13 protein-coding genes and 1 tRNA gene are annotated in these 15,027 nt (G+C 47.7%); 3 read left to right on the top strand and 11 right to left on the bottom strand.

Going from position 1 to position 15,027, the window contains the following annotated elements; translation table 11 throughout:
• The first annotated feature begins 9 nt into the window (after nt 1-9).
• Nucleotides 10-855 (top strand): hypothetical protein, encoded by an 846-nt coding sequence (locus tag BT142_RS12550; RefSeq protein WP_072418542.1) that lies wholly within the window; start codon nt 10-12, stop codon nt 853-855.
• Nucleotides 856-983: 128 nt separating this feature from the next.
• Here BT142_RS12550 and BT142_RS12555 read toward each other — a convergent pair whose 3' ends face one another.
• The 3 genes from BT142_RS12555 to BT142_RS12565 all read right to left on the bottom strand — a co-directional run bounded on the left by BT142_RS12555 (nt 984) and on the right by BT142_RS12565 (nt 4,950).
• Nucleotides 984-2,273, bottom strand: a complete 1,290-nt coding sequence (locus BT142_RS12555) for an O-acetylhomoserine aminocarboxypropyltransferase/cysteine synthase family protein (RefSeq protein WP_072418543.1) — start codon at nt 2,271-2,273, stop codon at nt 984-986.
• Nucleotides 2,274-2,551: 278 nt separating this feature from the next.
• Nucleotides 2,552-2,627: transfer RNA gene (locus BT142_RS12560), tRNA-Trp, on the bottom strand.
• Between the two features lie 187 nt (nt 2,628-2,814).
• Entirely contained in the window at nt 2,815-4,950 is a 2,136-nt protein-coding gene (locus tag BT142_RS12565) for a GGDEF domain-containing protein (protein WP_072418544.1), read from the bottom strand.
• Nucleotides 4,951-5,517: 567 nt separating this feature from the next.
• Between BT142_RS12565 and BT142_RS12570 the strand changes: the two genes are divergently transcribed.
• Entirely contained in the window at nt 5,518-6,705 is a 1,188-nt protein-coding gene (locus BT142_RS12570) for a tyrosine-type recombinase/integrase (RefSeq protein ID WP_072418545.1), read from the top strand.
• A 44-nt stretch (nt 6,706-6,749) separates the two neighbouring features.
• On the opposite strand, the gene BT142_RS12575 is transcribed toward BT142_RS12570, so the two are convergent.
• The 3 genes from BT142_RS12575 to BT142_RS12585 form a co-directional block, all read right to left on the bottom strand.
• Nucleotides 6,750-6,965 (bottom strand): helix-turn-helix domain-containing protein, encoded by a 216-nt coding sequence (locus BT142_RS12575; RefSeq protein WP_072418546.1) that lies wholly within the window; start codon nt 6,963-6,965, stop codon nt 6,750-6,752.
• Nucleotides 6,966-7,172: 207 nt separating this feature from the next.
• Nucleotides 7,173-8,639, bottom strand: a complete 1,467-nt coding sequence (locus BT142_RS12580; RefSeq protein WP_084659466.1) for a DNA primase family protein — start codon at nt 8,637-8,639, stop codon at nt 7,173-7,175.
• The gene (locus BT142_RS12585; protein ID WP_072418547.1) at nt 8,596-9,207 is read right to left on the bottom strand and encodes a CHC2 zinc finger domain-containing protein; all 612 of its coding nucleotides are present in this window, start codon (nt 9,205-9,207) and stop codon (nt 8,596-8,598) included. The genes BT142_RS12580 and BT142_RS12585 overlap by 44 nt, the downstream gene beginning before the upstream one ends.
• A 79-nt stretch (nt 9,208-9,286) precedes the next feature.
• Between BT142_RS12585 and BT142_RS12590 the strand changes: the two genes are divergently transcribed.
• A complete protein-coding gene (locus BT142_RS12590) occupies nt 9,287-11,221 on the top strand; it encodes an ATP-binding protein (protein WP_072418548.1) in 1,935 nt (644 codons plus the stop codon).
• On the opposite strand, the gene BT142_RS12595 is transcribed toward BT142_RS12590, so the two are convergent.
• The 5 genes from BT142_RS12595 to BT142_RS12615 form a co-directional block, all read right to left on the bottom strand.
• Nucleotides 11,222-11,563 (bottom strand): hypothetical protein, encoded by a 342-nt coding sequence (locus tag BT142_RS12595; protein WP_072418549.1) that lies wholly within the window; start codon nt 11,561-11,563, stop codon nt 11,222-11,224. It lies immediately after the preceding gene.
• A complete protein-coding gene (locus tag BT142_RS12600; protein ID WP_072418550.1) occupies nt 11,505-12,800 on the bottom strand; it encodes a relaxase/mobilization nuclease domain-containing protein in 1,296 nt (431 codons plus the stop codon). The genes BT142_RS12595 and BT142_RS12600 overlap by 59 nt, the downstream gene beginning before the upstream one ends.
• On the bottom strand, nt 12,800-13,153 hold the full coding sequence (locus BT142_RS12605; RefSeq protein ID WP_072418551.1) for a plasmid mobilization protein: 354 nt from the start codon (nt 13,151-13,153) through the stop codon (nt 12,800-12,802). Before BT142_RS12605 ends, BT142_RS12600 begins: the two co-directional genes overlap by 1 nt.
• Nucleotides 13,154-13,511: 358 nt before the next feature.
• The gene (locus tag BT142_RS12610) at nt 13,512-13,961 is read right to left on the bottom strand and encodes a hypothetical protein (RefSeq protein ID WP_072418552.1); all 450 of its coding nucleotides are present in this window, start codon (nt 13,959-13,961) and stop codon (nt 13,512-13,514) included.
• 1 nt (nt 13,962) lies between these two features.
• Complete coding sequence (locus BT142_RS12615) at nt 13,963-14,883, bottom strand: ParM/StbA family protein (RefSeq protein ID WP_072418553.1); 921 nt, start codon at nt 14,881-14,883, stop codon at nt 13,963-13,965.
• Nucleotides 14,884-15,027 lie beyond the last annotated feature (144 nt).

Below are 15,027 nucleotides of genomic sequence, written 5' to 3' on the forward strand. Positions count from 1 at the left end.
AGATGCCTGATGAAAACATTTCTGACCGATGACTGCAAACTGAAAAGGATACGCTACGAGAGCAGCGGCGGTTCGATGAACTTCCACTCCGATTTCGAGCTTGAAGCGGATGCCGATGAGGTCATACGTACTGCCTATTGGTGCGATCATTATTACAGCGTCGCCGAACAGGATGCAGACCGAAAGATGCTTGCCGAGATCGACAACAGCTTCCGTACCGACACCGCTCCCGACGAGATCACCGTCAGGGAGCACATCCCCATGGACAAGGCTCTCTGGGATGCGCTTTCGGAGGAGTTCGGATACCTCAGAGCTCAGCTTCGGGAATTCGAAAAAACAAAGCCTGCGCTCCCTTCTGCCGAGATGTTCGTGCTTGACGGCGGCGACTACACAAGGCTTTATCTGACGTGGGAAAAGGACGGCGAAGAAATAACAGCGCAGTACTACTGTCCCTCGGGTAAGAGATGGTCGGCTGTCATAGCCATCCTTCACGAAATGGTGCATCCTGTCGGCCGTGATCTTCACAGGATCGGCGAAACACAGATGACCGAGATGTTCCTGAAAGCGCCGAAGTATTCTTACCAGATAACCCCTGTCAGCGGTGATGTCAACTATTATTTCTTCGTACACGGAGATAAGTCGCCGATCAGCAGGATATCCCGTGAACAGTGGCTGTCAGTCCGCGAATTCCTGAACGGCACAGACCTTTCGTGTTTCGGGGCAGGGAAGTATGAGGATAAATACTTCCTGCGGCTGAATTATAACGACGGCATCAATAAAAAACTTCGGATAAACAAGAAAACAGCGGAAATGCTCCGCGAGTTCTTGCTAGAATGCATTGAGAAATGGCTATAACCACATCAAAACCTCCCCGCAGTCTTACGAACGGGGAGGTCTTTTTTGGCAAAGTGTTTTCTATTCTATATAAGAGGTATTGCTATTTATGGTTTGGCTTCTTAGCTTTTTGAAAGGTGATGCTTGTTTTATTTTATTGCTGCGAAAGCGTCGTCAAGCGCTTCGATAAGATCCTTGACATTTTCTGTGCCGATCGAGAGGCGTATGGTGTTCGGCTTGATCCCCTGATCGAGGAGTTCTTCGGGGCGCAGCTGAGAATGTGTGGTGGACGCAGGATGGATAACGAGTGATTTAACGTCAGCCACATTTGCAAGAAGTGAGAAAATTCCGAGGTTATCTATGAACTTCTTAGCCTCAGCTTCGCCGCCCTTCACCTCAAAGGTGAATATCGAACCGCCGCCGTTGGGGAAGTATTTCTTGTAAGTCTCATGGCTCGGTTCGGTCTCAAGCGAAGGATGATGCACCGCTTCGACCTGCGGATGTGAGCTCAGATATTTTACTATCTCAAGCGCGTTGGAAACGTGACGCTCGACCCTGAGCGACAGAGTTTCGAGTCCCTGTAAGAAAATGAACGCATGGAACGGTGAGATCGACGAACCCGTATCTCTCAGCAGTATAGCACGGACGAATGTGATGTACGCCGCCGCTCCTGCCGCTTCGGTGAAACTGATACCGTGATAGCTCGGGTTCGGTGCAGATATCCACGGGTATCTTCCCGAGGCTTTCCAGTTGAACTTGCCGCTGTCGATTATCACACCTCCAATGGCTGTTCCATGTCCACCGATGAATTTGGTCGCACTGTGTACAACGATATCAGCACCATGCTCGATAGGTCTTACAAGGAACGGTGTCGCAAAAGTGCTGTCCACTACGAGCGGAATGCCGTGAGCATGAGCAACTGCCGCGACCTTTTCGATGTCGATGACATTCGAGTTCGGATTACCGAGCGTTTCAATGAATATCGCCTTGGTCTTATCATTTATTGCCTTCTCAAACGCGCCGTCCTCGTAGGGGTCTACGAATGTAGTCGAGATGCCGTATCTCGGAAGCGTGTGTGCGAGAAGATTGTATGTACCGCCGTAGATGGTCTTGGATGCAACGATGTTCTCGCCCTGTTCCGCAAGAGCTTCGATCGCGTAGGTTATAGCTGCCGCACCCGACGATAGCGCCAGAGCCGCCACACCGCCTTCAAGAGCGGCGATACGTTTTTCAAAGACATCCTGAGTTGAGTTTGTGACTCTACCGTAGATATTTCCCTCATCGCGGAGTCCGAAGCGTTCAGCAGCGTGCTGTGAGTCGCGGAACACGTAAGATGTAGTCGCGTATATCGGTACTGCTCTTGCGTCCGAAGCGGGGTCGGGCTGTTCCTGACCAACATGAAGCTGCAAGGTCTCAAATCTGTATTTTTTCTCTGACATATTCTTTCCCTCCAAATATATGATATTCTCAGATGTGATGTTAGAGTCACATTCGGTTGATCGCCTTAACGATCGAGCCGAGAAGAAGAGAGTGTATGTTCTTCATTGGGTTCAGCTCCTTTGCTTTTCTGTGATTATATTATAGCACCGCCTGAGTTATTTGTCCAATTCAAATAAATTAGATTTGGTTATAGGCAATACCTATCGCATCAAGGAGCGTTCAGGGAGGGAAGTGTATACGAAAGAAAAACCTGTAAACCGAAGTTTACAGGTCTTGATGGCAGGGGCAACAAGGATCGAACTCGTGACACGCGGTTTTGGAGACCGCTGCTCTACCAGCTGAGCTATACCCCTATATTCTTTTTTACTCTTTTGAGTTGTCCTCGCTGAGTACTTTAATAGTATAGCACAACAAAAAGACTTTGTCAAGCACTTTTCAATATATTTCAAACAAAAACTTTATTAACGTAATATACATCTTTTGCGCCGAAAATCAAAGGACATCGGCAGTGCATTACCGATGTCCCTGCATAATCTTTGCTTACGTACCGTACATTTTCGATTTGAGCTTCTTCTTGTTTTTATACATCAGCGAATCCGCTCTTTCAAAAACATCCTGCACCCTAATATCCACGTCGGGCTCGAAATCGGAAATACCGCACGCCAGTGTGACATAACCGTTCTTCATCTGTTCGTTCTGAATGGATGTGAATCTGTGCATCAGCTCGGCACGGTGCTCAAAATCCCTGTCCCTGACGATTACAGCGAACTCGTCGCCGCCTATTCTGAACACTGGACTGTGAGAGAACACATCGCATATGATCTTGCATCCGCTTTTGATGTAATCATCGCCAGCCTTGTGACCGAGGTTATCATTGACCTCTTTCAGCCCGTTGATGTCGCAGATAACCACTGCAAACGCCTTTATCTTCTGTTGCTCGATGTTCTCGTCAAGCTCCATCTCAGTCTGTGCGTAGGCGCGTTTGTTCTTGACCCCTGTGAGAGCGTCACGGTTCGCCATATCGACGGCGTTGCGGTAATCGAGCTCCATGCGCTTTGCCTTGTCAACGTTCGCCACCGCGACGATGATGTGGTCGGAATCCTCATTCGGACGCACCGCATAAAGCGAAACGTACTGCGGCGCACCGTCCAGCATCAGCCTGTAATTCAGGAAGGTCTTGCCCGAACCTGCCACTATGTTGTTCAGCAGATTTTCTTTTTTCATTCCTTCCAGCATCATCGGCAGGTCTTCGGGATAGATGTCCCTCTTCATATTCTCCGTCGACTCCGCGAAGAAATCCTTTCCAGTTGTGCCGACTTTAAGACGGGTGTATTTTTCACTGGCACTGTACTCCGAGTACTCGTTTGTGATGAGGTTTACGTGGTAGATGACCTCATACTGCAAAGCAAGCGCCATGGAAATATCGCTGAAAGTCCTGCTCTCCCTCTGCATCGACTGGGCTTTTCTTGTCTCGGAATCGACGTTGAACACGCCCATGATGATGTGCTTTGTGTCGTTTTTCGGCTTTATGATTATCAGGTTCATGTACTGATATTTATTTTCGAGAAGCTGACGGTAGGTGAGCGTGACCGCCTTCTTTTCCTCAAGCTCGTAAAGAACATTTTTCTTTTTCAGGCTGTTAAGCATCCTGTTTACATCATACTTATGGATGTATTTCTTTATATCATTGACACAATCACCGAAGAAATCCTCGCCGTGCTTGGTCGTGCCGAGCTTGGCGTAATTGTCGCTGGCACAATACTGAGTATACGCATCGTTCTCGATATTGATGTAGTAGATGACCTCATATCTGCTTGCGAGAGCACCTGCGATCTGGCTGTAGGTCTCTTTGATGTGTTCCTCGCGCATCTGGTCGTCGATATTTCTGACGCTGACAACGATATGCCTGTTGTCGCACTGATTTCTGAAAGCGAGCAGGTTCATATACTGAGTTTTTCCGTCAAGGACGTGCCTGTATGTCAGCGACACCGACCCCGACTCGTTCAGCGACCGTATCAGAACATCGCGGTCGATCTTATTCAGCAGATCTTCGCGGTCATCGGGATGAAGAATGTTCCTGACATCATTTTGAGCCATCTTGAAGAAATCATCGCCGCCGTGGTCGAGACCGAGCTTAGCGAAATTCTCGCTAGAACTGTACTCGGTGTAATGCCCCGTGACAATGTCAACATGATAAATGACCTCAAACAGACTCGCGAGGGAACCTGCGATCTGGGAGTAGGTCTTTCTCTCCGAGTCGTTCTCGATCTCTCTGCGCTTCTGGTCGTCGATATCCTGAATGCCGATGATTATACTGCGGTCATTCGCGCGGATAGTTTTCAGGAAGAAGTACCTCGGTGCGCCGCCGATGTTCAGGCGGTAAGTCATCGAGAAGGATCTGCCGTTGTTCAGCGCAGCGGTCATCGCGTCTTTCCCGAAGGCATCGAGGAAAAACTCTTGATCTTCATGCCAGACCTGTTCGCGGCAGTTTCTTCTTACGTCCGTAAAAAAGTTGTCACCGCGCTTAACGGGCACAAGTTCATCTTTCGTACCCTCGTGCGAGTATTCGATATAGCTGTCATCTTCCGCGTTTATCACGAAAAGACGGCTGTAGTCATTCGCAAGCGCGAGCGCAAGATCAGAGAAGGTGATCGGCTCTTGCCTGTGATCGTTCATATTATCAGCTCCTTATTTCAAAACAGACGGGAAGTGGGCCTTTGCACTTCACATCATAGAAATAACCATTATATATTATACCATAAATCCCCCTGTTTTTCAAGAGTTTTTGTTCAAAGAAGATGAAGTTTTTTTAGCATCCGAGACCTTCATCTCACAGTCATCATTACCTCGAAAAGCATGACATCGGGGGTGACAATATGTCCGCAAACCGCAAAAAAAAGATCCTGACAGATCATAAAAAATCTGTCAGGATCAGATCAAACTGCGTATTTAAGCCGTTTCAGATCACTTCATAGCCTCTTCAACAGCAACTGCGCAAGCAACGGTAGCACCAACCATCGGGTTGTTGCCCATGCAATGTCAAAAAAATTTACCGTTACAAGGAGTGACTTGCAATGACGAGAAAAGCCCGTAACTACGCCATTATAACGCATTGCCGAGAATTTATCAAAATCTATTTTGACGGCGTTTTACTCACAAAAATTTATTTTTGGGTGACAAATGGGTGACAAAAATGCTTGACTTTTTCGGGTGTGGCGCGCTATAATAAATGAGGGTGATCTTATGGCAGATATCAACGCTCGCAAGCGCGGAAAGAAATGGGAATACTACTTTGAGATAGCCAAAATGGACGGCAAGCGAAAGCGTATCAGCAAGGGCGGTTTCAATACAAAGGCAGAAGCGGTCAGCGAAGGTGTCAAGGCTATGCACGAATACCAGACCGCAGGCACAGTGAATACGCCTTCCGAGCTTTCCATGCACGACTACCTCAACTACTGGATCGAGATGTACTGTATCCCGAATCTGAAACCAACGACTGTTGCTAACTATAAAAAGTATATCAGGCTTCACATATCTCCGAAGATCGGCAAGTATCGTCTTGCTACGATCACGGCGGAACGGCTCCAGAAGCTGATCAACGATATGGTCGCTAACGGTTACAGCAAAAATACCGTCATCGGCATCAAGGGTGTGCTGTCAAGCAGCCTGAACTATGCTGTACAGCCGCTTCACTATCTGAAAACCTCGCCTATGGCGTATGTGAAGATACCCAAAGGCTCACGTACCAATTACCGTTCGTCACAGTATAAGCGTGAGGTCATCGAAAAGGATATTATAGACGAGATATTTGTGCGTTTTCCGAAAGGCAGTTCCACCTATCTTCCGCTGATGTTCGCTTATCACTGCGGTATGCGTCTTGGCGAAGCCTTTGCGATCACATGGGATAACGTGAACTTCGCTGACAGGACGGTCACGATCAATAAACAGCTTCAATGGGACTTGGAAAAGAAGTTCTGGTATCTGACTCCGCCGAAGTACAATTCAAGCAGAACGATAGATATAGATGAAACCATCGTGGAACTGCTGAAAGAATTGCAGGAAAAGCAGATACGGGCAAAGGAATACTACGCCGATGAATACTCACTGATATACTACGATGAGGAACTCGGCATCAACGAAAGCACAGGCAACGTGATAGATTTTGTAAATGTATATGAAAACGGCGGCTTCATTCAGCCGAGAACAATACAGCACACAAGTCAGGTCATACACAAGTTCTATCCTGCGTTCACATTCCATTCCCTGCGCCACACACACTGTACCCGTCTGCTCGAAGCTGGGCTTCCTATTAAATATGTACAGGAGAGATTAGGTCACAAAAACATCAGCGTTACAATGGACATCTACAATCATCTGACGCAGAGCCAGGCAGAACTGAGCAAGAGAGCGCTGGAAGATGTGTTCAAATAATCATAAAAGAGGATAGCACCTTTTCATGATGCTATCCTCAGTTTTTATGCCGTTGCGGTGAATTTCTCCACGTTCTTCGGGTCGGAAAGGTCATAGCCTTCGTATTCGGACAGAAACTTCATCAGAGCTTCGTGCCGAACCTTATATGAGCCCAGCTTCAGCACAGGCAGAAGCCCCGTATTGATGAGCTGATAAACATAGGACGGGTTTGTGTGAAGTATCTGCGATACCTCTTTGACTGTGTAAAGAACTATCTCCATTCTTTTTCCTCCTTTATTTTTCGGAACATATACAACTTGATAAAATGGCGTGTTCCCGTGTAAACAACGCAAATACGCTGTTTTGAGCGTGTAACCGCGGCGTGTTGGGGATGGTGCAGCGTGTGTGCTACACGCCTTTTCTGCGTTCACACGCCTAACCTACACGGCAGAAAGCCCGCAATTACGTGCTTTACACGCTTACACGCCTTAATAACCACTCGACTTAAACTTTAACGCAATGCCCTTGAAGCCTCGGACATGACTGCTCCCACTCGGAATATTGAGATCATACTTGATATGATACGCCGCTTCATTCTGCCTGAGCCATGATACAAAAGTTTCACGTTTCAGGGCTGTGAGGGCATTGTCCTCGCACCAATGGTAATAACTGTCATACAGCGCCGATGATGCGACCCGCAGATTTTCCCCATACTGCACTCTGTCCGTATCTTCCAGAAATTCGGTAATATTGCAGTTATCCTGCATAGTCTCCATGACGTTCTGCCTTGCCTTGTCGGAGATCGTGAAGCGGTAATTGTTGGCAAGAAGTCTCAGAAGCCCGTCATACATCCAGCAGAAGATCTTCTCTTTCTCAGCACAGAACTTCTCGGCGATGTAGGGGTCTATGATTCGTCTTTCGGGCGGCGGCAAGGTGGTGAGGATTATCATTCGCCGTGAAAAGCCCTTGCTCTTGTCATACAGCGTTTTGGGACTGCCGTTGCCGAAACACAGGAGCCTTGTGTACAGGAGCGCCTGTTCGCTCTGTTTGCCTTTCGCTTCAACGTCAATAGGCGTTTCGGCGGTGACAAGGTTTTTGATGTAACCCGTTGAGGACAGCGCCTGCATCTGCATATCATCATCGACCATCAGCAGGCGGTCTTTCAGGTTATAGCGGAAAAAGCGGTCGTTCTCGATTCGGTGGACATTGCCCGTCAGCATATTGTCCATGAAGATCTCACGAAGAACGATGCCGATACGTGACTTGCCCTCACCGCCCTGACCTATGAGGAACATCATCTTCTGCCCTTTGGTGGACGGTATCAGCAGATAGCCGAGATACTCCTGCAAAGTGGTCACATCTTCGGGGGTGAGAAGCTCCAGCAGGAAAGTGAGGAACCTTTCGGGATAGTACGCACCATTGCGAATATTCGGGTCATAGCACACGTTCAGGCGGTTGGTGCAGAATTCCCTGTGAGGATAGAAATTGCCTTTGAGGTCCAGCTTGCCGTTCTGAACATGGATAAAGTTCATGTCGGGCGGTATCGGTTCGCTGTATGTATAGAGCCTGAGAGCGTCCATGATCTGCACGACCTTTTTTGAAAGCCCTATCCACACGCCCCGACGGAGCATACGGTAGACCTCGTTGCCGAGTGCGTTCTCGTCCACAAGTCCGTCATAATCGAAGAACCGTCCGCCGATGCATTTCATAGGGTGCTTTTGCGTGAACAGCTTGCAGAATTTCAGCTCGTTGACCGTAGTTTTATCGAGCATCCAGTCGGGCAGCTCACGTTCCTGCTTTTTCTTTTCAGGCGGAGCTTCGGGAAGGGGTGTATCATCGGGTGGCATTGCAGCAATATCCTGTTCTATCTCGGCTTCAACTTCTGACCGCAGCCTTTCAAGTTCCTGCTCGTCATTCTCCCCATTCTTCGACACATCGTTTGTATTCTCTCTCAATCCTGTCTACCTCCAGTTTAACTTCTGCCTGTTGCTCCTTGTCGAAACGGTTGAACGCTTCAAGCATATACTCCGCATAGCCGATATTTTGCAAAGCGTACACGAAACGCCTGTCCAGCCGTGCGGAGCTAAGGCGATCCTCATCGGGAGTTTTCGGAGCATAACGCATTTTGTACTTGTCCAGCAAGGTAAAGTACCTCAGCAGAACATCATACATATGCTCCACCCTTGCTTTCTCTGCCTTACGCTCGGCGATCTCCCTGCGCCTGCGTGCCACTGCTTCCATATCGGGCGGCTTGTCCAAGTCCAGACCAAGGGCAAAATCACTGTTGATCTGCTTCACGGCTTCTATCGCCCTCAGCCCGAAAAGCTCCTGCACCAGCTTTATCACATCGCCGTGTGCCTGACAGCCGAAGCAGTAGTAATGGTCGTCATACAGCTTGCAGGACGGGTGACGCTCCCTGTGGAATGGGCAGAGCGCCATGTTTGCTCGGTGTACCTCTACACCGTAACTGCGAGCTGCCGTCGGCACATCGACAAGCTCTTTTATATCGTCGAAAATAGTCATTTCGTGACCTCCTGATACTTGAATTTGATATAGTTTTGTGCTATAATTATATTGGAATATTATAGGAAGGAGCTGCCGTATGAACTGTGATATCAAAACCGTGATCGCCATTCTGTATAAACAGCTCGTATCATCGTCTGTCAACACCTATCAGGCATTGGTGGATATGCTGTTCAAGTCCTATTTTAACGATCCGACCAGTCCGGAATATGACCGTTCAGAACCGTCAAAGCTGAATAAAGGCACTCGCACCTTATCCTCTAATATCACGGATTTTTATGTGCGAAAGGATAAGTCTGTACTGCTCGGTGATATTAAAGGTATGCTGAAATATATCCTCGACAAGCCGCAGCTCCACGTTTCGTTCTTTGACCTTATCATCAATGATCCGCTTATATCCAAACCATTTAAGAAGCAGTTCGGCTTGAATTATTCCCGTGAGTATTCCGATGACGAACATCTTGCAGAAGTATTCTATACTGCTGTGACCATAGCCGCATATCGTCCGTATTATAAAGTTGATAAGTATTGGTATGCAGATTATTATTTTGACCCGAACAGCAATACAGAAGGTCTGTTTTCCAAAGCCAAACCTAAAGCTCCGCCTAAGCATTTCACCGGACGTGAAATAGAACTTGACGAGCTGCACTCATTGATGCAGAACGAAGGCAAGGTGTTCGTAACAGGCGTTGCAGGTGTCGGCAAAAGCGAGCTTGTCCGCACTTATGCGCAAAAGTATGCTTCGGAGTATGCCCATATCGGATATTATAATTACAACGAATATCGTAACGGCATAGCTGATATTATAGCGAATGTCCTGCCGAATATGGCATTTATCCGCAGCGATATAGAAGCTCTCTATGTGGAAAATCTTGAACTCCTGTCGGCATTTGGTAAAAATCTTCTGCTCATCATCGACAACTATAATGTCCCTGCCGACCATGACTCCAAACTGCCTGATCTTCTTGAATTGGAATGTGACGTTATTTTTATTTCCTATTCTCACTATGACGATGATTTTATGGTATATGATCTGACGGAGTTCAGGACATTCCGTGAATCGTATGATCTGATAAAGCAATTTTACCCGTTTGATGAGAATGATCCTGATATAAAATTCAAAATGCACCGTCTTGCATTGATAACAGATAAATATCCGTTTTCATTGGAGCTATGCGCCCGTTCCATGAAAAGAGGAACAGACACGCCTGACACCTGTGCAGATGCCCTTGTAGGAGGAATCAAGAATATGAAAGCAAGAATCCCCGCTAATAAAGACCGTAAGCCTAAGACCGACACACACTATCGTCACATTGAAAGCCTGTTCAGAAAGGCAGACCTCACTGTTACCGATAAATATGTTCTGTCATATATGCGTTTCATGCCCGAATCGGGTGTTCCGAAAATGTTGTTTCAGAAATTGACAAGGCTTATTGATTTCACAGAGATAGACAAGCTGATCGACCTCGGCTTTATCCATGATAACTCTGACGGTACGATCTCCATAACTTCTATTGTACGCAAGCTCGTTGAAGCCGATTATAAGATCAACCCCGAAGAAATGCTTGCGTTCGGTGAGACTTTGTTCTCTACGGATACAAGCGAAGCTCCCAAAGAAGTACTTGCTGAGATTGCTGATAGAATTTCACCCTTGAAATATCTAACGATGATCGAAAGTGATGTTTTTGTTGCATATCATCTGCTGTTTCAGTTTTACTTCAAGATCGAAAGCAATTTCAGCACAGATATGGCTATGAGCTGCTTGGCTATGAACTATAACAAGAACATTTTCAAACACCGCCTGCTGTACCAGGCAGACAAGGCTCAGTTTTTTGAGCGTTTCAAGGACAGCGAAAACTTTGATCTTATCAAGCAGACTCTTGAAAAAACCGAGACCAATCCCCGCTGGCACGCTCATGAGGACGGCAAGGAGCCGCCCTCGGATCCGCTTGTCAGATCATTCATTGTTTCGGAGGAAGATGATGCTGAGATTTTCGGTTTGAATGACGAGTGATCAAATAAAATCAAACAACCTCAGCAGCACATCTATCAGCACAGCAACAGGTGCAGCGTAGTACAGAAGATCGCCAATCGTTCTGACGGTGCAGAAACGCTTCACCGACTTGCTGATCTCTTTTGAAGCCATGTCTGCGGTTATTGTTAGCGTTTTTATGTACTTGATGTAGGCAATCATCTCCTTTTCCATATCATCACAGGTGTCGTAGAGATACTTCTGTACCTCTCTGAACGCCACCGTCTGCTCCTCTTTGAACTGATGATAGATGTCCCTCGTAACTTCAACGGTCGATGCCTTTACGCTTTTTGCGTACTGCTCTTGCAGGCTCAGGTTCTGCATCTGATGTTCGGACAACCTTTGTATTTCGGCGCTTATAGCTGTCGAATAGTTCTTCAAAAGTTGGCACATCTTTAGCGTTGCCGTTACCAGAAGGAGAACCCTCTCGTCCCTCTGAGCGTCCATCGAGGATACTCCGATCTCCTCCGCCATTTCCCGAACTCTCGTTTCTATTGCGTTCAGTTCCGGAAGCGGTGTTTCCTGCTTGTGCGGTTTCTGAGATTCCATTACTGCTGCCCCCTGTCTCTGTGCTTTGTGTGATTGTTCGTACTCCCTGTGGATACGCTCCGCTTCTTTTATCATCTGTTCCCGTGTAAAGACCGCTGTTTGCTGTTTGGATTCTGTCTGCGGTTTGGGTGGTGTCGGCGGTGAGGGCTTCGGCTCTTTCGACTTCTTGTCCTCGCCAAATCTTGGTAAGCTCATATTTGATTCCTTTCACTGTGTACTTGTCACCCAGCTTACTGCCCCTGACCGAGACGAGTTTACCGTTTTTGTCGGTGTATTCGGGGTGACGGTATGATATGGTGTTGCCCTTTACACGGCACTCAACATGATAATGCTTCATCAGGGCAGCTACCACATCTTCTAAGGTTTTGTTATTTGGGTCGGCACACTCAATTTTGATAACCTCTCTCAGCTCGTTCTTAAAGGTTTCCTTGCCCTTAGCTTTCATCTGCTTTTCAGCAAAGGTCTCCTTATCACGATCCGGATTATCGTTGAAATAATCCTTGCGGACGGAGTTTACAAGACCTCGCTTCATGCACTGCTCTCCAAAGAATTCGCACATATCATAAAGGTCTCGCTGATTGCGGCGATATGCTCTGCCGATCTCAATATGACAGTTGCCTACAAGAAAATGGACGTGCTTATGCGGTTTATCGGTATGAACAGCGAACAGCACTTCATATCCCTGAAAATGTTTATCTGCAAACTCCTTTGCGATACGAAACACTTCATCATAGGTAAGTTTATCGTTATCATCGGGAGAAAAAGATATGGACATCTTGAAAGCAAGATTAGCCTTGCCATCGGGACGTTTTCCGAACAGGCTTCTTGTCATGAGGACATCACGGGCGTAGTTATCACGGTCGCAATTGATGCTCCAATAGAGGTTGGGTGCAGTCTTTACTACTCCGTCCCGTATCTGTTCAGGCAGTCTGCCTAAAATATAGTCAGCAGCCTTTTGAAGCTGAACGGCTGTTTTGCAGGGCTGATAATCGACATTGACGTTACCGAACATTATTTACTGCCCTTGATGCTGAACTTCGGGTTGCTGATAAAATCAGAGAGCTGCCCCATGACCTTATCATTGGTACGGCGGATAGCTCCAATCTCGGCACGAACCTTATCGTCCTGCCCGATGTTGGAGAAGTAGGCAAGCTGATTGAGGTTTGTGCCTATCTTCCTGATCTCATGGATAAGAGGGGTGATGCTCTCCTCAATGGAGTAGATACGTACCTCGCTGTCCCTGATAGCCTGCATAAGATAGTCGGTCTTGCTCAGACCACTGGCTTCATGCTTGGTGTTCCATAGCTGAAGCTCCTCGTCTGTCAGCTTCAGACTGATAGAGTGATAGCGTTTGCGATTAACCATTGTCGCTCCTTTCTGCCGCTGTGCGGCTCTTGGGGGAAGGTCTCGGAGGTGGAACGTCTCTGAGCAGGTAGCCGATGTGTCACTACATCGGTCCTACCTGCCCGGCGCAAATCCGAGCCGGACACCGCCTTGTTACTACAAGGCTTTCGACCTCCGTGTCGAATTTAAGCCTCGCCCAACTGGCGTTAGGCGCTCGATCCTGCAAATTCCTCTGTGATATTTGCAGGATTTCTTTTTTGAATAAAATGCTATCAGGCATTTTTGCATTATTTCTCCGATTCTTCCCTTGTCTATTGGTTTGTTGCTGTTGTTGTAATACTCCGCTATATATTTGGCGGTAATGCTGTTTGAAGTAATATCAACCGCCGATAAAATCGAAATCAATGCCGGAATAATCGTCCTCGTCAGAGGTTTTCAAGCCCTCCGTGGCGCTCGGATTGCCGTCCTCGGCATATCCTCTTGTGTCCTTCGTTCCTAAGGGGACAGCCTGCATAGGGTAGCCCCTGTTCAGGCTAAGCATCAGGCTTGCAAGAAACTTCGGCATTTCGGCAATAAAAGCCTTGCCCACCTCCGAAACGATCTGCTCCACAAAACGCTCCTCGCGCTGACGGGTCTCAAAGTACGGATCATCAGCAAGTCTCCCCATACGGTCAAAGTAGTCATTGACCGCAGTAATGGCAGCCACATTCGTGGACTTGATCTTGTCCTTGTCGTAGTTGTGGAGGTAGTCCCACGCCTTAGCGTGTTCGGGGTTCTCCATATTGAAGCGGAAGCAAGTCGTTCTTACACATTCTCTGTCCTTGCCCATATCACTTGCCCTCCTTCCTGAGCTGTGCGGCGGCGAAGAACTCATAGCCCTTAGCCGATGCACAAATGTCTCCGATGATAGTCACTCTATCCTTGTCATAGCTCCCGAAGTTTTCAATCAGCTTTCCGCCGCCGCCCGTGATGTAAAGGCGCATCATCTTCGGGTCGTACTCATACTTGCGGAGCAGAGCGAAAATGCTCTCGGCGTACTCGGCAATTGCCTGACGGAGAACATCTGCATATTCGCTGTCAATGTCAGCCTTGCCATAGCGGATCATAGACTGGATAATGGTCTCGTCAACGGTCACGCCCAGCTTGTTCATCATTGCATTGGACGCAGCCTTCACGCACTGGTTCACACCCATTTTCTCAGTGTAAGTCTTGGTGTTGATGACCTTGCGGTTGCTGACAAAAATGATGTTGACTGTTCCGTTGCCTATATCAGCGATCATGCTCAGACCTGTCATCTCGTTCAGTTTCTCCACCACGGCGGCATAGCCCTGCGGATAAACATAGCACCCGATGATGCGAACAGAGTAGAGCTTGTCCTCATACTTGAAGTCCACGCTCTCCCTCTGGAGCATATACTGACGGAAGCTCTCACGCTGTCTGCCTACCCAGGTGATCGGCAGTCCCACGGCAAGGTACACTTTAGCCGAAGTGATGCCCTCCTGGTTCAGCTCACGGGCAATGCCCATAAGAGTGAACAGGTAGTTGTCCTCGTCCTGCCACTTGTCGGCAAGATACTCCTTGTGTCCCTCACCGATCTGGTAGTAGCTCCCCTCAAAGAAAAGAGTGTTCTTTGTAAAGGTAGGTGCCGCATCGAGCTTGGTGATGCCTGTTGGCGTTACTGTGTTTGCGGTCTTGATATTCCCATAACCGTGGTCGATACCTACGATCTGGAAGTCGTTATAGTGTTTCATTGGTATTCCTCCAATCTTTTTATTTAGCTTTAAGGATAGCTGTGTGCTGTCCGTCTGCTGTAATTTCAGTATAGCAGATATTTCGGTTCTTGTGGTTGGCAGGATGTTGGCGAGGTGTTGGCAGGAAAACAGTTATAAAAATAG

The sequence above is a fragment of the Ruminococcus sp. YE71 genome (assembly GCF_900119155.1).
Classification (GTDB): domain Bacteria; phylum Bacillota; class Clostridia; order Oscillospirales; family Ruminococcaceae; genus YE71.

Coding starts and splice junctions, on each gene's coding strand:
- BT142_RS12550 (WP_072418542.1), top strand. CDS start 10: ATGAAAACATTTCTGACCGATGACTGCAAACTGAAAAGGATACGCTAC.
- BT142_RS12555 (WP_072418543.1), bottom strand. CDS start 2,273: ATGTCAGAGAAAAAATACAGATTTGAGACCTTGCAGCTTCATGTTGGT.
- BT142_RS12565 (WP_072418544.1), bottom strand. CDS start 4,950: ATGAACGATCACAGGCAAGAGCCGATCACCTTCTCTGATCTTGCGCTC.
- BT142_RS12570 (WP_072418545.1), top strand. CDS start 5,518: ATGGCAGATATCAACGCTCGCAAGCGCGGAAAGAAATGGGAATACTAC.
- BT142_RS12575 (WP_072418546.1), bottom strand. CDS start 6,965: ATGGAGATAGTTCTTTACACAGTCAAAGAGGTATCGCAGATACTTCAC.
- BT142_RS12585 (WP_072418547.1), bottom strand. CDS start 9,207: ATGACTATTTTCGACGATATAAAAGAGCTTGTCGATGTGCCGACGGCA.
- BT142_RS12590 (WP_072418548.1), top strand. CDS start 9,287: ATGAACTGTGATATCAAAACCGTGATCGCCATTCTGTATAAACAGCTC.
- BT142_RS12595 (WP_072418549.1), bottom strand. CDS start 11,563: ATGCAGAACCTGAGCCTGCAAGAGCAGTACGCAAAAAGCGTAAAGGCA.
- BT142_RS12600 (WP_072418550.1), bottom strand. CDS start 12,800: ATGTTCGGTAACGTCAATGTCGATTATCAGCCCTGCAAAACAGCCGTT.
- BT142_RS12605 (WP_072418551.1), bottom strand. CDS start 13,153: ATGGTTAATCGCAAACGCTATCACTCTATCAGTCTGAAGCTGACAGAC.
- BT142_RS12610 (WP_072418552.1), bottom strand. CDS start 13,961: ATGGGCAAGGACAGAGAATGTGTAAGAACGACTTGCTTCCGCTTCAAT.
- BT142_RS12615 (WP_072418553.1), bottom strand. CDS start 14,883: ATGAAACACTATAACGACTTCCAGATCGTAGGTATCGACCACGGTTAT.